At 58.8% G+C, this 18,826-nt stretch carries 22 protein-coding genes; 6 read left to right on the forward strand and 16 right to left on the reverse strand.

Annotation, left to right across the window (positions count from 1 at the left end):
* Positions 1-194: 194 nt before the first annotated feature.
* Positions 195-797: a hypothetical protein gene (locus tag P9292_RS02320; RefSeq protein WP_244797502.1), complete on the reverse strand. Its 603-nt coding sequence runs from the start codon at positions 795-797 to the stop codon at positions 195-197.
* 8 nt (positions 798-805) lie between these two features.
* Positions 806-1,240 carry a hypothetical protein gene (locus P9292_RS02325; protein WP_244797501.1) on the reverse strand — a complete coding sequence of 145 codons (435 nt, stop codon included), beginning with the start codon at positions 1,238-1,240 and terminating at the stop codon, positions 806-808.
* 148 nt (positions 1,241-1,388) lie between these two features.
* Here P9292_RS02325 and P9292_RS02330 point away from each other — a divergent pair, with 148 nt between their 5' ends.
* On the forward strand, positions 1,389-3,683 hold the full coding sequence (locus tag P9292_RS02330; protein ID WP_244797500.1) for an autotransporter domain-containing protein: 2,295 nt from the start codon (positions 1,389-1,391) through the stop codon (positions 3,681-3,683).
* A gap of 287 nt (positions 3,684-3,970) precedes the next feature.
* Positions 3,971-4,429, forward strand: coding sequence for a hypothetical protein (locus P9292_RS02335; protein WP_244797499.1), 459 nt, complete (start codon positions 3,971-3,973; stop codon positions 4,427-4,429).
* Positions 4,430-4,512: 83 nt separating this feature from the next.
* Here the strand turns inward: P9292_RS02335 and P9292_RS02340 are convergent, their stop codons facing one another.
* The gene (locus tag P9292_RS02340; protein ID WP_244797498.1) at positions 4,513-5,037 is read right to left on the reverse strand and encodes a hypothetical protein; all 525 of its coding nucleotides are present in this window, start codon (positions 5,035-5,037) and stop codon (positions 4,513-4,515) included.
* A 416-nt stretch (positions 5,038-5,453) separates the two neighbouring features.
* Positions 5,454-6,179, reverse strand: a complete 726-nt coding sequence (locus P9292_RS02345) for a hypothetical protein (RefSeq protein ID WP_244797496.1) — start codon at positions 6,177-6,179, stop codon at positions 5,454-5,456.
* Between the two features lie 189 nt (positions 6,180-6,368).
* Between P9292_RS02345 and P9292_RS02350 the strand changes: the two genes are divergently transcribed.
* Positions 6,369-6,902: a site-2 protease family protein gene (locus P9292_RS02350; protein WP_244797495.1), complete on the forward strand. Its 534-nt coding sequence runs from the start codon at positions 6,369-6,371 to the stop codon at positions 6,900-6,902.
* A 576-nt stretch (positions 6,903-7,478) separates the two neighbouring features.
* Here the strand turns inward: P9292_RS02350 and P9292_RS02355 are convergent.
* Together P9292_RS02355 and P9292_RS02360 are read right to left on the reverse strand one after the other, a co-directional pair.
* Complete coding sequence (locus P9292_RS02355; protein WP_244797494.1) at positions 7,479-8,099, reverse strand: YkgJ family cysteine cluster protein; 621 nt, start codon at positions 8,097-8,099, stop codon at positions 7,479-7,481.
* A gap of 15 nt (positions 8,100-8,114) precedes the next feature.
* Entirely contained in the window at positions 8,115-8,669 is a 555-nt protein-coding gene (locus P9292_RS02360; protein WP_244797493.1) for a hypothetical protein, read from the reverse strand.
* A 101-nt stretch (positions 8,670-8,770) separates the two neighbouring features.
* Here P9292_RS02360 and P9292_RS02365 point away from each other — a divergent pair, with 101 nt between their 5' ends.
* Complete coding sequence (locus P9292_RS02365) at positions 8,771-9,556, forward strand: hypothetical protein (protein ID WP_244797492.1); 786 nt, start codon at positions 8,771-8,773, stop codon at positions 9,554-9,556.
* 40 nt (positions 9,557-9,596) lie between these two features.
* Here the strand turns inward: P9292_RS02365 and P9292_RS02370 are convergent, their stop codons facing one another.
* Entirely contained in the window at positions 9,597-10,400 is an 804-nt protein-coding gene (locus P9292_RS02370; protein ID WP_309957931.1) for a metallophosphoesterase, read from the reverse strand.
* Between the two features lie 110 nt (positions 10,401-10,510).
* On the opposite strand from P9292_RS02370, the gene P9292_RS02375 reads away from it, so the two are divergent.
* On the forward strand, positions 10,511-11,485 hold the full coding sequence (locus P9292_RS02375; RefSeq protein WP_244797490.1) for a hypothetical protein: 975 nt from the start codon (positions 10,511-10,513) through the stop codon (positions 11,483-11,485).
* A 126-nt stretch (positions 11,486-11,611) separates the two neighbouring features.
* Entirely contained in the window at positions 11,612-12,574 is a 963-nt protein-coding gene (locus P9292_RS02380) for a hypothetical protein (protein WP_244797489.1), read from the forward strand.
* A gap of 438 nt (positions 12,575-13,012) precedes the next feature.
* On the opposite strand, the gene P9292_RS02385 is transcribed toward P9292_RS02380, so the two are convergent.
* The 9 genes from P9292_RS02385 to P9292_RS02425 all read right to left on the reverse strand — a co-directional run bounded on the left by P9292_RS02385 (position 13,013) and on the right by P9292_RS02425 (position 18,781).
* The gene (locus tag P9292_RS02385) at positions 13,013-13,621 is read right to left on the reverse strand and encodes a type II toxin-antitoxin system MqsA family antitoxin (protein ID WP_244797488.1); all 609 of its coding nucleotides are present in this window, start codon (positions 13,619-13,621) and stop codon (positions 13,013-13,015) included.
* Positions 13,622-13,846: 225 nt separating this feature from the next.
* Positions 13,847-14,284, reverse strand: a complete 438-nt coding sequence (gene cheY / locus P9292_RS02390; RefSeq protein WP_244797487.1) for a chemotaxis response regulator CheY — start codon at positions 14,282-14,284, stop codon at positions 13,847-13,849.
* 78 nt (positions 14,285-14,362) lie between these two features.
* Positions 14,363-14,767: a hypothetical protein gene (locus P9292_RS02395; RefSeq protein WP_244797486.1), complete on the reverse strand. Its 405-nt coding sequence runs from the start codon at positions 14,765-14,767 to the stop codon at positions 14,363-14,365.
* A 15-nt stretch (positions 14,768-14,782) separates the two neighbouring features.
* On the reverse strand, positions 14,783-15,358 hold the full coding sequence (locus P9292_RS02400; RefSeq protein ID WP_011876351.1) for an HD domain-containing protein: 576 nt from the start codon (positions 15,356-15,358) through the stop codon (positions 14,783-14,785).
* Positions 15,359-15,361: 3 nt separating this feature from the next.
* Positions 15,362-15,904 carry a TIGR02281 family clan AA aspartic protease gene (locus P9292_RS02405; protein WP_244797485.1) on the reverse strand — a complete coding sequence of 181 codons (543 nt, stop codon included), beginning with the start codon at positions 15,902-15,904 and terminating at the stop codon, positions 15,362-15,364.
* Positions 15,905-16,167: 263 nt separating this feature from the next.
* Entirely contained in the window at positions 16,168-16,791 is a 624-nt protein-coding gene (locus P9292_RS02410; RefSeq protein WP_244797484.1) for a hypothetical protein, read from the reverse strand.
* Between the two features lie 5 nt (positions 16,792-16,796).
* Positions 16,797-17,027 (reverse strand): hypothetical protein, encoded by a 231-nt coding sequence (locus tag P9292_RS02415; RefSeq protein ID WP_011876346.1) that lies wholly within the window; start codon positions 17,025-17,027, stop codon positions 16,797-16,799.
* Positions 17,028-17,139: 112 nt separating this feature from the next.
* Positions 17,140-17,955, reverse strand: coding sequence for a hypothetical protein (locus tag P9292_RS02420; RefSeq protein WP_244797483.1), 816 nt, complete (start codon positions 17,953-17,955; stop codon positions 17,140-17,142).
* A gap of 538 nt (positions 17,956-18,493) precedes the next feature.
* Positions 18,494-18,781, reverse strand: coding sequence for a hypothetical protein (locus P9292_RS02425; protein WP_011876343.1), 288 nt, complete (start codon positions 18,779-18,781; stop codon positions 18,494-18,496).
* Positions 18,782-18,826: the final 45 nt, after the last annotated feature.

Consider the following 18,826-nt stretch of genomic DNA (forward strand, 5'->3'; position numbering starts at 1 on the left):
ACCGCATCATCTCGCCGGGACGATGACGATAGCCATCATCCAGTTCACGAGCAATTGACTTGACTGCTTTTGTCGAATGGTTGGAAACGATACTGCCCACATACACCTCCGAAGGGTTATTAACTTGCCTTCGGTGATGCTTTTTAGGCGCGAATAAAAAGCCGCCCCTTGCGAGGGGCGGCTGGGTAAAACGTTTACGAAGCGCAAAAGCCGAGTCGCACCGCCTCAGTGGCGCAAAAAGCGCGAGCCCCGCGGCGCATGTCGATCTCGAGCGCCAGGTCTGCGAACAGCGCTCGTGGGGATCGATAGCCAAGTGCTTTAGCCCACGTGTTCATCGAATCAAAGGACTCGAAGGCGAGCGGATCAGACGCGTTCAGCCGCCGATGATCGATGCACAGTTCTCGCTCGCGGAATGCGGCCGACAGATGACGCGTGAAGCGCGTCAGGAGGCTGCCGGCAGTGTCGCGGGCCATCAGGGCGCCATAGTAGGCACCCAAGGCCAGAAACACCGTCTGAAGCGCCTGAAAGCAAGCCAGCGTCAGTTCCTCCTTGCGAAGATTCGCGTCGGCGCACAGCTTCAGAGCCGCCTCGCCCTGATCACGTACATCCTTTGGCACCCAATCAGGATGGGGCACAAGGCGCTCCGCCGTCCACATCCGGTCGATGATTTCGCCCAGCGGGGCAGAAAGCACCTTCCAGGCGTGATTGTGCAGACGCAACCGTCGTTGGGCGAGATGGAACTTCGCAACCGCGTCGCTCAACGCATCGCGCAGGCTTTTGATGTTCTGGGCGTTCATCAGCCACCTCAGATTGCGAGTGCCAGAGGCTGCGAGATAGCGGTCTTTGCGGCGCCGTCGACGATCGCATCGCGACGCTTTTCCGAAACCAGACGGCCGAGTGTTTTCAGGAACGCGGCCTGACCGCTCTGCTCCACCAGCGCGTCGAGATAGACGTAGCGGTTCTGATCCCCGCAGTAATCCCGTCGCCCGTTGCAGGTGCGATACAGGATGCGGGGTACGCCCCCTGCGCGGAGGCCCGCGCTGCCGATCTGCACATAGATGAAATCGGCATGCAGCGTGACCTCGCCCATGACTGCATCTCCGCCCTGATTTGATCGGAGGTCAAACTCGCCGACTTTCAGGTTGAGTGCCGTGGCCAGAGAACGCAGGAAGGCCTTCCCAGACCTATGGAGGGAGCTTTTCGACGGGGACTTGATGAGAACGTTGGGGATCTGAAGCATGGATATCTCCTGGGAGGTTGAGGGAAAGGCGGCCTTTTGCGATGACCGTGCCTCCCGGAATGCGTATCACGGACCAGCAATACACAACTACCACGTAGTAATCGTGGGTTGATGTCAAAACAAACTGTATGTATTATTGCCACGTGTTATGTATCACACCGACAACGAACTGATTCCCGAGGAAGAACTGATGCATCGTCGCAACCAACCCAACTTCGCGCCCCGAATGACCGTTTTCGGTGCTGCCATGTACCTCGCCCTGCACGCCATGAGCGTCAATGCTGCGGGCGTCGACGTTTATGCGCCCTCGTTGGGCGGCACAACGATGGACTACGATTCCCAGATGGGCGGTTCGTCGGATGGCGACACGCTCGTGGGTACGCAAAAGAACACGACTACCGGGATCACGGCCGCCTACCGTTGGACCCTGCTCGGTGGCAAGCAATATCTCGGCTCGCTCAATGGCGGGGCAAACTCGACGGCGAACGCGGCGAACGCGGATGCAAGCGTGATCGTGGGCTCCGCAAACGACGGCGTGAGCACGGACACCTCCGCATATCGATGGGACAGCACGAACGGCATGGTCCGACTGACGGACCTGAACGGCGGGAACTATTCCATCGCGAAGGGCGTCTCGGCTGACGGCCAGGTGATCGTCGGCGATTCCGCGGATGGCGCGGCGGCCGGGGCGATAAACGCCGTCGCATGGAACGTCGGCGCTGGCACGGTCCGCGCTCTGGGCAATCTCAACGGTGGCACGACCAGCAGCGCAAATGCGGTGTCAGCCGACGGCAATGTTGCGGTGGGCAGCGCGCTCGATGGGCTGACGGGCAACACAGACGCCGTACGCTGGATCGGAACGGCCGGCGCACAAAGCCTCGGTCATCTGAGCGGCGGCAACAATTCGGTCGCAACGGCGGTGAGCTCCGATGGCGCGGCGATCGCCGGATACGGCGACAGCAGCAGCGGCTCGCAGGCATTCCTGTATCGCGATGTGACGGGCATGCAAGGCCTCGGCTATCTGAGTGGCGGCACGTTCTCCAAGGCCTTCGGAATTTCCGCGAACGGCGCGGTGGTCGTCGGCGACGCAGATACGGGCGGCGCAACGACAGGCTTCCGCTGGACGTACGAGAAAGGTATGCAGGCGCTGATCGACTGGCTGCACGATAACGACGCGACCTATACCCTGCTGCCCGGCAACTCGCTCGATCACGCGTATGGCGTGTCGGGCGACGGCAACACCGTTTTTGGCGTGGGCACCCTGAACGGCCGCGCTCAACCGTTCGTTGCGCGCACGTACGGCGCAATCGCGCAGCCCGTCATCCCGAGTGCTCCGCCGACTACACCGACGACGCCCCCGAGCGGCGGCACCTCGGGTGGCAGCAGCGGCACCACGGGCGGCACCACGGGCGGCACGACGGGCGGCAACACGGGTTCCACCGCGGGTGGCACGTCGAGCGGCGGCACAACGGCTGCCGGCGGTTCGGGTGCCGGTTCGCACGACGCCGCACAGGCAGGCGTTATCGGTCTCTTCGACCTCGGCGACTCGCTGCACAACGCGAGCCTCTACGGCCAGGCGATGCAGTCTGTAGTGCAAGGCTTCCTGCAAGGCGGCATGCATTGCGATACGTTCGACTTGCGCGGCATCTGCGTGTCCACGGGTGCCCTTTACAGCCACAACGCTGGCGAGGTGAGCGGTTCGAACTGGCAGGGCGACTTTAGCATCGCGTACCGCTTCAGCCCGAACTGGGTCGCTGGCTTCGGCTATCAGGGTCCGTCCTACAAGATCGAAGTCGGTAACGATACGGTTCGCAGCCGCGCCGATACCTTTGGCGCATTCGTCGAGTACGGCAATCGTCTGCGCCAAGGCGTTTTCGCCCGCGCCGCGATTGCGTATCAACAGGGTGACGCGACGGTCAACCGTTCATATTTGACCGGCTCGGGTCTCGATAACTCGCAGGGCGAAACGGCGATCGGGCAACGCGCTGTGTCGACGCAAGCTGGCTACGTTTTTGTCGTGAAGAACATTGCCGTGATGCCATACGTCGGCGTCGATTACCTTCGCACCAAGATCGATGGCTACACCGAAACCACGGGCCAGTTTCCGGTTCGCTTCAACGGCCGCGATGAAGACAACGTGTATGGCACCGTCGGTGTGAACGGACATCTGAACATCGCTGGCAAGGCTATCGTCTCGGCGGGCCTGAAGCATGTCCAGCGCCTGAACAAGAACAACGATCCGGTATCGGGCGACGTTCTCGGCCTCGGTTCGTTCTCGATCAATCAGGACACGACGGAGCACTGGAACGAAGTCGCTGTCGGCGTGCAATTCGCCGGCCCCGCCAAGGCTTCGCGCGTGAACATCGGCTACGGCCATCGTTTCGCAAGCGGCACAAGCGTTGCGCGTGACATCGCCTCGGTGTCTTTCACGATGGGATTCTGATCCTCGCTCACTGCAAACGCCCGCCCCGCGGGCTGTGATGCATCAGCAAAAAACTATAGGCCACCCGGCGATTTCGGGTGGCCTTTTTGTCTCTCGGCTGGTCGTCGTCGTTCATATCTGCTGCGACCAGCACGATGTCGATCGTTACGCGCTCCTGTCACGCATCTCTACGCTGCGAAGCCTACGGCCAAGCCGTCGTCATTGCCGTGCCTGATCAGTACGGATCTCACTTTGACGGCGTTCCCTTGAAATGTCTTTTGCTCAATGAGATGAGCGGGAGATAAGCCATGTTCCGTGAACGTGACCCGTTGCACCATTACCCGGTGTACGCTTTTGGCGACCTTGTGAGGGGACGTTTCCCCCACGAGCAGCCAACACGTAGAGGCCAGGTAGAAGAAAGCGCTCGCTGGATGTTCGTGTTGCAGGACCTTGGGCGTCGAGTCCTGGTCTGCTATTGCACGACGAACACAGAGTTGCGCTGCCACAAGCCGTACCGCCTGGGGCTTCTTCCCGACGGCAAGGTGACAAACATCGTTCCTGACCGGTTCGAAGTTCTGGATAAATCTCGACTGTTTCTGTCTCGAGGTGTGGAGCGCGTTGAATACAGTCACATACTTCCCTACGTGGGGATTGCTGCTAAGCGCGGCATCTACGACGGCTATAGTGCAGATGTGCTGGAGATTGTCATCAAAGAAGCCCAACGGGCTGAGCGACGCAAAGCGAAGTTGGCTGCGCGTACCAAGTAACTCCCAACCCCGCTTGCGCCATGCGCTGCGGGGTTTTTTTCTGCGCGAAGACGGAAAGCCGAAGCATTCATGATGGGCCGCAGCTACTCTCGATCTGACCAGCAGTCCAGCCACGCAGGATCGGCGTCAACGGTAACGCTTCCCGCTGCCAGATCATCCAGCGAGAGTTCATCTCCGCTCGAGTGCATCTCCGCCGATTTCAGACACTGCACTGCAAATCCATACCGTCCAGAGAGGATGTATGCGATCGCTCCATGTATTGACGTTACGCGCGGTGAAATTGCCATCCGGCTGATGTCGGCGTGCTGTTCGGCGAGTCCTTCAACATCTGCCCAGACATCAGACTCGCTCCGGGGGTAGTTCGCGGCTTCCCCTGAATTCCTGAGCCATTGCGGCATGGGCTCCGCGCGCAGCGTGCTCGCTAGCGCATCGAGAGGGATGTAGTCCACCGCACTCGCCGTCGACGCGCACATAGCTTGGATGGCGCTCCGAAAATTGCCGGTGGCGACGTGGTACGCCGCGAGCTGGCGATAGCGCTCGCCAACAGGCAACGAGTCGTCGTTGGAGAGACCGAAGTGATGCTCTGTGAGGCGATCGTGAGCGGCCATGAAACACACCGTATGCGAGAGAAGGGGTACCGATCAGATTATATTGGTCAAGTCGGCACAGCAAAAGAGAAAGCCCGCAAAAAGTCGTGCCTCGAGTGCTGAGAGGTCGGTGTCTTCGATGTCCGGTGGTGCCTCATTACCGAGGGCAATAAAAAACGCCGGCAACGTACAGTGCCGGCGTGGTAGGAAGGTTAGTTAGATGGGCTCGTTTGCCTCGTAGCGTTCACCGCGGAAGAACTTGCACGCGGGCTTGTCTTGCGATCCGATCACCCAGAAAGAGTTCGGGTAGCGCTTGTCATCGCGAAACTGCTCGGAGAGTGACTTCGCGAGTGCGATCGCGTTTCTCATTGAGGTAGCAGGCCACCAGCAGGGAGCGAAGCCGATGGACGACGTTTCGACAACGTAGGCAGCAAGGATCATCGTGCAACCTCCGCTGCTCGACAAAATTCGTCGTTGAAGCGTCCGAGCTCGATGGTCATGACACTATCCTCGAAGATCCCGAGGGTCGTCACGAGGCGATCACTGACGGATACAGGCCGAACAAACGTTCCGCGTTTGCTGACGTACCACTCTCCGGGTTCGAGACCGCTTCCCGTAAGACTACCGTCGTCCGTAGCGAGCGCCACGGCTCCTTTTGCCCCGAGGAATGTTTCGGCGACCCGTCGCGATGTCAGAAAGTCCTCCTTCTGTTCACGCGAGAGAAGTGACCACATCGTCCGAAGGTGCTGCTCCAGATCATTCGCACGCGCGTCACTACCCGCAGTAATGCCGTGGTGCCATGCCGTGCCGATCAATTTCTCCAGCATTACGTCCGTACGCCACTGGTTGTGGCCCGGCAGACTGTCGGCGATCCAAAGCAACGTGCCGTGAAAGTCCCCAGCCGCGAACGTAGCGTGCAACGCACCGCTTCGCCATTCCTCCGCGATGAAGTCCCCCGCCTTACGCACGCGGAAGCCGAGTCCACCGTCGCGCTCCTCGTAGCAGATCGAAAAGGTTTCCCCCTCGCCCGGTGCGCACTCATGCATCTTTGCAGTGCGCCAGTCTTCATAGCTTCCGGTCACACGTCCCGCAAGAGAGAGGTTGAGCCAGTCGGACTTGCTATACAGCTTGTCGAAAAACATCATGACGGATTTGAATCGCATGCTTGATCTCCCGTGGAAAAAAGGTCTTGCGAAGACCTGGTGAAGGGAGATGGGTCACAGGCGGATTCAATCGGAAATGGATTGTGCAATCCATCTGTGCGATACGACTCACGTATGCATAATTTCACTTGAATCGGATTGACTTATCCAAGAGAATGGCTCGTACAGGGACTACGAACCTTATAACTCATGCTGCACACCGTTTTTCTGCTGTTCCTCGGGGCGTACATTCTGTGGAATCTCATCGTCGTACTGCTGGCGATCCACGAGTACGGACACTTGCTTGCCATGAAGCGGCTCAATATCCGGCCCGACAAGGTTGTCATTGGCTCCGTCCGGCTCTTTGACCTTCAGATCGGTGGCCTGAAATTCGAGATTGGCTTGATCCCACTATGGGGATATGTGGCAAGCAAGCATTACGAGCGAGCTGACTCGTATCAACGGGCAATCATTGCGGCGGCGGGCCCTGTGATGTCGCTTGTGACTGGAATCGGCTTTCTGTTGGTCAACTACATTCATCCCATCTGGCTGGTGGGCCTGCTTGCAAAGGGCTCCCTGCTTCTGGTGGTCACGAACATGATCCCCCTTCCACCGCTCGATGGCTGGACCATTATCGAGCACTTTCTGATCCAGAAGCTGGGCATCAGGATCACGCCGCGGGGACGCCAGTATTTGCTCTGCGCAGGCATGGTGGCAGTGATGGTGGTGACCTTGCTCGTATAGCATACGCACGTCAAGATCAGCTTCACAGAAAGCCAGGGAATGCCCGGCTTTTTTTATGCAGCCTCGTCTATTCCGCGCAGCAGTGGCGATTTGCCGGCGCGGACGTAGACAGTCGCCGCGCGATCGAAAAGAGAACAGCCCGCTCGGCTTCGAGGTTCGGTTGATGCTGAAACGGGCTCCATGCCGGGAACTGTGGCAACGCTCGGCCGAAGGCTGGCCACGCATTCCCCAACGGCCGAACGACCTCGGTAACCTTTTTTCCGTCCACGTGGAGCAGACCCCAGCCAGCCGGGAGATCTGCTATCGCGATGACGTTTGGTGGGCAGATGTAGAACCTGTACACCCCGAGTCCAGTCCGCTCGTGGTTACGCTCCGGTTTGCGCGAGTCGGCCAGAAAGTCCGTGCGGCTCGCCTTCGCCTCGATGAGGACGGAGCACTGTTGCCGGAATGCGATTACGTCCGGTTGCTCACGACAGCCCGTGACCGAAATCTCCGTGGCAACGACACCAAACCCCTGTCGCCTGATCCAGATCGCCCCTAGTCTGACGAGTTGCTGATGCAGGTCACCTGGCATGGTCACGTTGTGCTGTCGAGAGGGCTGAAGAAGCTTCGGATATCGGCGAGTGGTTGCTTCAGGAACACCATCGCATAGGCCATCAGGAGAGCATCCAGTCGCATTTGCGGGGGCTGGGAGCCTTCCGGCGCTGTGGACGGATCGCAGAAGAACGCATCATCGCTGATATTGAAGTTGATGCGACATGCCACAGGCCTGTGCTCATAGATAGAACACGCATTGTCTCGCAGAAACGGGCACGGCTCACGCGGGGCATCTTCCGCGACGGTCATCGGCACGGCGGTGCGCTCCATTTTTCTGATCGGTCTGCCCGTGAATTCGCTGATCAGTTCGGCTTCGTGAGCTGAGACGCCCACCGATCGATGGCAACAATGCGAACAGCCCCTCGCGCAGGCGGCAGACGGCGCTATCGCGTCGGAAACGCGATCTACGAGGCGGACCAGCCTGCGGTATTTCGATCGCGCACTGGCGTTCTCCTTCGCCAATGCAAGGGCCTCCTTCTCGAGGGTTTTTAACCACGGGGACCGCTGGAGCAGGACGGCAAAGTTCCGTTTGCCAGACTCCAGACTCGCGTTTGCCCGCAGTTCGATCGAAACCGGGATTGCGCCGACAATATTTTCCATTTCGTTCCTGATGCTTTAATCTGCCGCTGGAGACGGCGAAACCTCTGTCTTGAAGACTTCTCCGGCTAGCCGACGAAATGACTTCAGGACCCCGTCCAAGGATTTCGCATATGAGGTGCCGACGGATGGCTTCTTGCCGTACCTGTCGGCGATCGCCTCGCCACCCGTGGTCAGAAACACGCGCCACTTTTCAGAGTGGCGTTCCTGGTGGGCTAATGCGAGCGCGAACCCTCCCGATCCGGTCTCAAAACGCAAAGCGCAGTCTCGCAGAACAAGCTTGCCGCCTTGATAGGGCCCGGACGATGCGATCACGGGCGACAGACCTTCCAGAGAGAAAATCCGCCTGAGTTCCGTGCTTGCCCGCTCGAATGCTTCGTGCGTAGCGAACAGGTAGTAGCTCTGGAGCATCTCACGACGATCCTCCAGGCTAAAACTTGCTTCGGTGCAAGTTCGCAGCAGGTCGTGTGCGCTTCTCGCCACGACAAGACGCATGGCCTGGCTGCCCCCGAGGTCTGCCGTGACGCTGTCGACCGCGGAGCGAAGAATCTCAAAACCGCCTTTAACGTTCATCTGGATTCCAATGTAACATCGGACTCGCTCATTTTATACGTATCTGTTTCAGTATCAAACCGATTCAGATAGAATCCGCTACTGTTACAAGGAGCGCGCTGATGACGAAAAATCCCGACCGCATCGAAAAGATCGAGTTTCTGGAGCACACCACGCAGGAGATCGGCTGGTTCCGAGAGATCGAGGTGCAGTTCTCGTTCTGGCATGGTGGCAGTTGCCTGAAAGAAGGGCCGACATACTGTTGGCCGAACGAGGCCGTGCTACAGGATGCCCGGGAAGCCGGCAAACGAATTTGCCGCGAATACGCGATCGACGCCAGCTCGACACTTGAGCTCGTCGCTTTCCGTTGCGATCGCGAGGTCGTCAAAATCCGCTCTCACGCCACCGACAGGCACTGGCACAGCCCCGATAACGCTCGTGACTATCCGCGCAACAAGATCCTTACATGCCACCGAATCTGGTCTTCCCAGACGGGAGACGCACCGCCGCCGGATAGCTGGCCTTCCCGACGTGTAACTTTCGTCAAGCGGTTTCCAATCGCAGGAGCTGCCGTGCAAGCATCAGACCTCGCGAACCGGTTCTTCGTCGGCGTCAGGCTTCCCGATGCGGAGGTGCTTCGCTCTGGACTCGCGATCGGAAATGGGGCGATTGAGCACCTGAGTCTCGAAAACGTTCACGACCCGCTCGACGAGACGGGCGGACGATTCGCGGCGGTGACCGGCTCACTGATCGTTGCGGCCGACCCCCGGCTTACGATCGGATCAGAGGACGAGTGGAGAGCGCTTGTTAACGATGGCTTAGAGATCGAGGCGTACCCGAATGGGCGAGGAGTCCATTGGGACACGACGCGCATCACCCACGAGACAACTACGTGGGCACTGAACTAGGCACCAAGGCTCGGGCATTTTTCATCCCGGGCCGTCAGCTCTACAGATCATTGAAAGCAGGAAGATCGAACGATTGATTATCGCGCACGTCAATGAGACGACGTTCACGGCGCTCCGCCAGGAGATCGGTATCGGCCACAACGTTGAACATCGAAAGACGTGCGTCCTTTTCAGGCTTCAGCGAGGCGAAAACCGCGCCGGTGTCCATGCCAAAAACATTTCCAAGCCGGCGAACGCCACCCCATTGCGGCGTGTGACCTACAAAGAGGCGACCGATGCCGCTTACCCCTGAAGCGTCGTCGTTATCGAGGCGATCGCGTCCCCAAAGAGCAGTCTTGGTTACCTGATCGTCGCCATTTTCGAGACGCGTCAGCACATCAGGCCAGCTCATGCCCGACCTCACGTCCGCGTGCAGAAAGCCGACAGTGCCTCGATTAGTCTCCAGTTGCATCGCAAGGGGCAACTTCCGGATGGCGTCCAGAATCGCGTTGCGCTCTGCCCGGCCAACGCCGAACCACCAATGCATGCCGATCTGTCGGGCAAGCCATTCAAGCGTCCCCTGCGACGGTTCCCCGTCTGCATAAGCCTTGATGAGCATATCCTCGTGGTTGCCACGACAAGCGTGCACCCAGGGCTGGTCCAAAAACTTCCGCACGCGGTACGAGCCCTCCCCTCGGTTTACAAGATCGCCCACGCTGAATAGCCTGTCTCGCGATGGATCGAACCGGGCCTCTCGCATCGCGAGCAGCACGAGATCATAGGCGCCGTGAATGTCGCCCACGACAAAGTCGCGTCCCTTGTTGTTTTGCTCGAAGTATCGAACGGCTCGCCACGCTTCGCCCAAAGATCACCCCGTAAAAGAGATTCATAACACGTATCTATATATTAGCAGTCAATCACCGCCTCTGTTCGTCATTTCCTCGAGTCTGGTTCAACCCTACTCAAGGAGCTCGCATGAACATCACCCAAACGAAGATTCTTTTTAGCTATACCGAATCTGTCACCCCTCCGAAATGCCGCAAGCCGCGTGACATGCGTTTTCACGATGGCGTGGTCGACGTGGACATCCGGTATGTGACAAAGGACGAAGCGCCGGTTGCTCTCGTTCACCGGAGATACGACTACGACGGCAAGACCGTGCTCGATACAGCCGAGTATCGGTGGTTCGAGGAACGACTCTGGACCCGAATGCAGGTGGAATTCAACTTCGGCACTCCGCATGGCCCGGCTCCCGCGGCTGTCATCGACGCCACGGCCTCAGGCGCACACGCTTCTCGCAATCATCCCTACAACACGGCGGCCGAATGTCGGAAGCAGTTCGCGGATTGGGCAGCGACCTTTATCGTGATCGATGGCGAGAAGTGGGAGCCGGTCGACGAGCCTCGCTATTACGTCGATGACGAATCGACCTATGGCGTGTACGTGAAGGTGCATCACGACTTTCGCATCCACTGCCATCGCGAGCGCTACTTTTCCCTCAGGCAACTCCCGGAGGCAAAGGCATTGGCGCAGCGTGAAAATCGCGAGCGCGAACGCGATCTTGGCGACCAGGACATCCTTTCCGACCGGTTTGAGATCCTTCTACCAGGCGTCATCAAGGTCAACGGCGAGGAGAAGGTCGAAGTCATCGTGTTCGGGCTGGCAGACGTGAACCACAGTCAGGATCTTCGCGGGCAGGAGCAGCATCTGCTGGAGGTTACTGTCGTGGTGCCGAAAGACGCGCTGGCCTCAAAAGCCCACCTGGACATCGCCAATCGATCGTTTCATGAACAACACGACAGGTATCCGCAGACGATCTTCGACGAATACTCGCCCGCAGGGCAGGTGATTATGGCATTGCGCCAGAGGGTGAAGACACTCATGGATGAAAAGCTGACGAAGCTCGGACAGTCCCCGCTCGACGTTGTGCAGCAGGAATTCGTTATCTGATCCTTGTTCGCCCAACGAACCCCACCCGGCCTACCACCCGCGCGCTTTTTGCGGAGGTAGGCCGTTTTTATTGCCAGATGTCGACCATCTCCAGGAGCACGTTAATCCCAACCAAGGAGAATCGAGATGGAACAAAACGCAAATGAGGCCGCACCGCAAAACCTCGAGTTGCAATTCATGGACCCCGTCGTCAAGGGTAACCTGAAAAGCGCGATGAAAGTAGCTGGCGCGTCGTCGGCAGACCTCTGGTCTATCCCGCCCGACTGCATTGAGGTCATTCGTCGCTACAACATCAGAGAAATTGACGAAGACTATGAGGCGAAAGTCGAAAGCCTTACGCGGTCGATGCTGGACCCGACCGTCGGCTTTAAACGCGATACGCCCCTGTCGGTAATCGTCGTCAGGGAAGACGGGAAGGATGTCATCCGTCTGAAAAGCGGTCACCGTCGACTTGAGGCTGCAAAACGCGCAATCGCGCGGGGCGCAACCTTCAAGGTGGTTTACGCGGTCGTGAGCACCAACACCTCGGAAGAGGAGATGCTCGCCGATTTGCACCGCGACAACGATAGCGACAAGCTGCAACCGTATGAACTGGCCAAGCTCGCAAAGCTGATGTCGGTGTACATCGAGAAGCCTTCCGACATCGCGAAGAAGCTCGTACTCGACGCCGGCTACGTGCAGGATCTCCTGATGTTGATCGATGGACCGTTTGCCATCCGGGAGTACGTCCGCAAGCGTACGATCACCGCTACGTTCGCGATCGATACCATGAAGCAATACGGTAACAAGGCCGTCGATATCGTCGAACAAGCGCTCTTGCGCGCGAGAGCAAAGGGAAGCAAGAGTGTTTCCGCGAAGCACGTTCCCGGCGCTCTCGTGAAAAAGGCCATTACGCGCGCAGCACCGCAGATGCGCACCGCCATTGCATCGGTCAAAACCGATCCGGCGTATGCACAACTCGCGCCGGAAACACGTACGACGATCGATGCCATTTTCGATGCATTGAAAGCGGCGGAGAACGAAGAGCATCAGTTGGCTGAAAAGGTCGCCTCGGCCGATAGTTCTGGCCAGGAATCGCTTGCTGCCTAAACCAACCCACGACCCGTGCACTCTGTGCCGGGTCTTTTTTTTCGCCCACGGCTCAGCTGGAGGGTCTCTTCCTCGCAAGCAGGGAGCGCCATCTGAACCACACACGCTGCCACGGGCGCATTTCGAAGTCCGTACGCTGCCACTTGCCACCGCGGTTCCATTCGAGGCTGAGCATGCCGTCGGTACAGCGTACCCGGTAGTGGAAGCGGGTCAGGCCTCGGCATCGGCCGCACGCGAGAAGTCCGGTCACCTGGAAAACATCGCTATAGACGCTCTTGACATGGCCGCGCTGTTGTTGCGGTCCGGACTTCCGCCCACAGCCGGCGCACGAAATTCGGATGGATGGCGCCTGAGATCCGTCAGAAAAACGAATTGGGAGGGCCTCAGACAGCGCTGGGGACTCCTCCCATTCGGTGAATGCGTTGGGCGACGATGATGTCACGAGTCGGGAATGGGCGGTGGGTTCGATTCTTCCGCCGGAAGATTAGCACCTTTTTCGTCCCAGCCCTTAGTGATACTGTCGATATAGACGTTCACCCAACCCGGAATCCGACGCTTGCCGCGTTCCCATTCACCATAGGCGTTGTATCCACGGCCAAACTTGTCGGCCATTTCGTCCTGCCTCAGTCCCAACAAACTCCGCACCCTGTTGAGATCGGGCGTCGGCATCTCGGCAGAAGGCGTCACCCGGCCGGCAATCAGCGCGGTGACAAGCCTTATTGCGGCCACGGGAGCTCCCTGCTTCTCCCAGCGAGCGATCAACGGGGTTGAGACATGTAGCCAGCTCGCAAGGGTGCCCTGAGATAAGCCAGCGTCCACACGGATCTTCGACAGGAAACTGCTCTGGCCTTCGCGGCGACGGATGCCGAACTCCCTCGCCTTGTCATCACGAAACCGTTGCGCAGCGTACAGCGAACCATCGCGGCTGCCGTAGGCCGCATCGCGGAAGTGGCGGTTGGCCACATAGATGCCGCCCTTGTAGAGACGAACGCGCCAACCAGCGTCCGCTGGGCGTCCTGGTCGCTCGTCGCGCGAGATTCCCTGCATTGCCGAGTCCGTGCGCCGCCGGGCCCCCGTGTGAGTTGTCACGTTGCGGGCGCCGCGTGAGACTCCGCGAGTAGGCCCACCCGTGTTTGCTGTTGCCAGATTCACCATCATCATCCCCTCTTTGCAAGGTCAGTCTGCGTTTCGTGATCGCCAGCCCGCGACTGCGTCGAGCGAGCGCGAGAGTCGAGACAGCGCCTACAGATAGCCGTGGCTGTCGGATGCGGCTTATCCATGTGCGAGAGCACCTTCTTCGTTGTTTTGGAGGATGGCGGCTCCCGCTGTGCGTTCGATGATCTTGGCGATTTTCTCGGCCAGCGTTGCCGCAGTGAAGGGTTTGACGATGTAGCCGCTTGCACCCGCGCGAGCGGCGGCCAGAATGTTCTCTTTCTTTGCCTCGGCCGTGACCATCAGCACAGGCAAATGCCGCAGTTCCGCCGAGCTGCGAATGGCCTGCAAAAGCTCGAGCCCATCCATACGTGGCATGTTCCAGTCCGTGACCACGAAATCAAAGTTCCGCGTCTGGAGCATGGTCATCGCAGCAACGCCGTTTTCGGCCTCGTCGAAGTTGGAATATCCGACCTCTTTAAGCAGCGTTCGCACAATCCTCCGCATGGTCGGGAAGTCATCAACAACGAGGAATCGATATGTTTCTGGAGCTTTCACAACAAACCCTATTGGTGCAATCCGCTACGAGATACATAACGCGTACACGTAACGTCGAATCAGAACAAAATGCGCAATTTATTGGTCGGTCTTGAAGGAATTGGTCCCGAGAACCATGTCTTCTCTCACGTGCTTGACCAGTTCTTCTCCCCCTGCGGTGATGCCATGTGCACGGATGCCACCCGTGATCGCCCAGTAGATCTTGCCCGTACCAGTCTCCACGACCTTGCGATGAAGCATGATGCTGTAAAAGTAGAAGCTCTCTCCGTCGCGGTATGATGCCGTTTCCAGCGTGCCGTACAACCGGTATTCCGGGCCAAGCGCCTTGACCTTGTCGGGAAGGAAGCGATTTACCACTTCCGAGAACTTCGCCTTGTCCACAATCGGGTCGGTCGAAGTCAGCACCATGTCCACCGCGTGCGCTACAGGGGCGACACCGAGCAGGAAAAGCATGGCCAACGCCGTGGGGATGACTTTTTTCACTGTGAGATCCTTGTTCTAGTTACCGTGGCCCGCCAGTTCGGCAAGTCCTCTTTCGACAATGTCGCTGGCCATCCGGAGCAGGCCAGGGTCACCCTCGCGCAGTTCTTCCAGCAGCAGCTTCTTCTCGGGTAGATACGTGTGCGCGAATTCCCGATCGACCACCACGACGCTGATCGTGTTGCTGATCACATCAGCGAGCTTGATCGTCTTCACTTCAGGATCGGCTTGGGCCGTGTGGGCTCGCTCGAGCGCCATGCGGGCCGCCCGATCACCATCGTGCGGCGTCGAGACGTTTGACAGTTGCATCACATATCGCGCGACAATGGGGCCGAAGAGTGAGCGAATCTCATCGATATCGTACCTGTGTGGGCCATCGCGTCGACGGCTCCCCACGTCGTCAGGCACATCGTGAAGGATGGCCGCGGCCAACATCTCCTTGGTGTGGCCTTCGACCGTGGCGACCAGCCCTGTCACTGCCAGCGGATGAACGAGATACGGCTCTCCTGTGAATTTCCGTCTCTGATTGACCGAGCGATGCGCCCGGTCTGCATAGTCACGGACATCGCCGAGGGTCCAGTGGAGATTTGTCATGTTTTATCCCGGGATCTGAAGGATCATGTACCCGTTGGCGTACACGACCCGAAACCTGTTGAGAATGTCAGCGCCAAGCAGCGGAAACTGCAAAGCCTTGCTTACGGCAACCGTCGAGTTTTTTGCCGTGAACGGCCCGACAGTCATGACGTTCGATTCACTAACCCATGCAGCAGACTCCCCATTGGCCGTGGAAGTGCCAACCTGCCGGCCCGCCCGCAGTCCCGAATTCTGCGCGAGCTGGAGCGGGATCGTGGTATAGGTGGCTCCCGTGTCCACGAGAAATACGACCGGGAAATTGTTCAACGCTCCCGACACGTAGTAGTGACCGTCCGGCGATCTGGGCACGTAGTAGGCGTTCTTTTCGAAGCGTGGCGCCTCCATCATGATCGGTGAGCGCGCCGCGAGTGCCAGTTGCTCTGGCTTGTACTTCGAGCCATCGAATATGCCGTAGGTATTGGCTTCGGCAAGGGCATGCGGCACAACGCCCGCAGTCACCACCGATAGAACGGCTGCCGCCGCGTGTTCGCGGAGTTTTATCGTCACACTCCGGCTCCTCGATCTCGATGCGAGTGGACGACCGCTCCGTACATTTTCATTGCGAATAGCCTCATTGATTCACAATTCGTATTGTTACGCGTTATGAATCACATGTCTAGCAATTTGGTCAAGAAACCGAATGGAAAAACCCCGATCCTTTGACGGCATCGAGGCTTAGTACAGCGGTTTCGGGGCTTAAGCAGAGAAGTAGCCGATGGATGAGGGGGCACACTACTGCGCGAAGCACGTTCGATGCAGATGCGCAGAAATTACGGCTCACCTGGCAAGCTCAGAATAACCGCCCCGAGCTCGAACCCGCTGAACTGCTCGATGATTGCTGCCTTCGATCGGAACGGAAGGCGCGCTTGGCCGGAGCAAACCCTTTTTAGGTCTGCCGGTGACAGCCCGATCGTGCTTCCCAATGCGTGGATGCTCTCGTGGCGAAAATCGGCCAGGCCTTTCAGAAATGGCCCTGCCTGGAATGCCCCGTCGGACGGCTCATCTATCTGGTCAAAGAATTGATCGACCAACGTGGCCTGAACAAACGAAGATTGGGAGTCCCCCTCGAGAACGGCATCCCGAATCTCGTCCGGCACGACACTCAGCAGTCTCGCCCGAGTGATCCGAAAGCCGAGACGTGACAGGAGCCGAATACGTGCCGCGGGCGGGAGTGGCCGGCGGCCACTGCGACACTGGTTGATCATGGACGGCCCTAGCCCGATCGCCCTCCCCAAGTCTGCGTCGGTCCATGCGTTCGCGGCACGGAGGCCGTCCATTGCTGCAATCCAGTCGATGGCTGATGCTGGCAGAGTTCCCGAGTTCCGGCCTACTTCACCGTGCAGATGAGCGTGACGAGGGAATTCAGCGTCGATCTGCTCGTCGAGGCCGAACATGACGCCTATTGACCGGACACTGAGCCATGCTTGCGCTCAACGTCGTCGACGGCATGAATCAGGAAACGCAGCAACGCGCCAGTGATCAACAGGATCACTGCGATCTTTGCAATCGAGAACAAGTGCAGTGCAACCCCAAGCACCGGGAGGAGGACCGCGTAGAAGAGAAGCGTGACCGCGACCAATGCGATCGCCGCCAGCCTGTATGTGCGCCAGTGAGAGCGGATGTGCTTCATCGGATTCTCCTGATTTTCAATGTCGCAATTTTAGTATTATTTCTACCCGTTGTGTATCGCTTCGGATATTAAAAAGCCCCGGGCGCATGGCGACCGGGGCTTGATGGGGCGGTTAAGCTGCGGCTTTTGTCCGACGGGGCGCGGATTTCAGCACATCGACCTTGGCGAAGCGCCATTTGCCATCGTCGACGAGACCCACGATCACAGCCGCAAGCGAACTGAAATAGACGTGCCGCTCTTCCTTCACGACGGACCATGTATCGTGTTCAGCGAGCTGGACGGTAAAGCTGTCAGTCGCCCGATCGAGCACGATGTTGAGGAAGCCCTTGAAGCGGGTGTTGTTGATGCGGAACTGCAAGGTCGGCGGAGCCAGAATTTCATCTTCCTCCGATGGATCTCGCATTCCCACTGGCAGATTGACAGCGCCGGCATCGATCAGGACCTGAGCGATCGTACGGATTCCATCGGGTGCGACGCGCTCTTCCACCTGCTCCACCAGATCCCGGAGAAAGGGACATCTAATGGAACCCTTGTCAACTGGCAACTCGGAACGCGCCTCGCAGATGACAAACACGTTTGTCACCGTTCCAGCGATCGCATCTTTCTTTGCTGGCACGTCGAGTCGGGTGCCATCGAAACGACGACGGGCATACGGGGTGATGCGCACGACTGCCCCCACCTCCGGGACGTGTTCCAGCAGCCCCTTGCCGATGGCGAACATTGACGACGTGGCTACCTTCACGAGCAGCCATTCGGCTGACTCGTCGACAACCTTGCCCTCCTGCGGCTGAGGATCACACTCTCCCCCAAACGCGTTCGTCACGAGCCCACCGGCATACACGAAACCGTTGTAGTGCGATACACCCGTCGGCAGGTGTTTGGCTATGACCGTCCGCAGCCACTGCTTCCCTTCTTCCTTTGTCGGCATTACATCACTCCTGTCAGATGAGAAAAAGCACAGACCCTTGCGAAGCCTGGCAAAAGGGTATGGCGCACGGCCAAAAATAAGCGTGGGACTCAACCTGAACGGCTGACTATGCGGCGACGAGGCAGAGTTCCGCGGATTCACATGTCGCCGTGGAGAAGGGGGCACAGGGCGCCGTCCGAACCTCGATCCGGGCGTATGGGTAGCTGCCGGTGGCCAACAGTACAAATCCGCTATCCGTCTCGACGATGGTCAATGGTTCGGATGGCGAGTCCTGTCCGCGCTTTAGTTCTGCTTCAATCGCTGCCTTTTGATCTGAGGCGACTTGCCGAGCCAGCTCGAGCGCCATCGATCGCTCGAACCTTACTCCGTGCACGGTGGCTCTCGGCCCGCACTCGTCCTCGTCCAGCGTGATCACCACCAACGCCTCAGAACTTGCCGCTGCGCCTGTCATCGCTTGCCCCTCGCATGTTCAAAAATTTATCCGCCAAAAAGGCAAAGCCCCGCAAATTGCGGGGCTTCACGCACGAAGGCCTTCGGATCAGGCGACCAGGGCTGCCGAGGCGTTTGCCGCCGCGGCGCCTCCTGCGCCTGCCGATTCGCTTCCCGGCTCACCGGTCGATGCTGCACCGGACAAATCACGTTCGACGGCGTCGGCGAGACCCGTCAGCGTATTGATCAGGGGACCGTCCCAGTCAACCTCCAGACCAGCCGCCTGCACACGCTTGTCGAGATCAGCGATACGGCGACCGAGTTCGGCCGGAATCTTGACCTTGTGGCTGACGGGTTTGTTCGCGCCTTTCGCGCGCAGGACTTGCATCGTGCTCATAGATTCACCTCGATTGTTGTTGATGAGATGCCCGTGGTGTTGAGC

This window comes from Caballeronia sp. LZ001 (genome assembly GCF_031450875.1).
Lineage (GTDB): Bacteria > Pseudomonadota > Gammaproteobacteria > Burkholderiales > Burkholderiaceae > Caballeronia.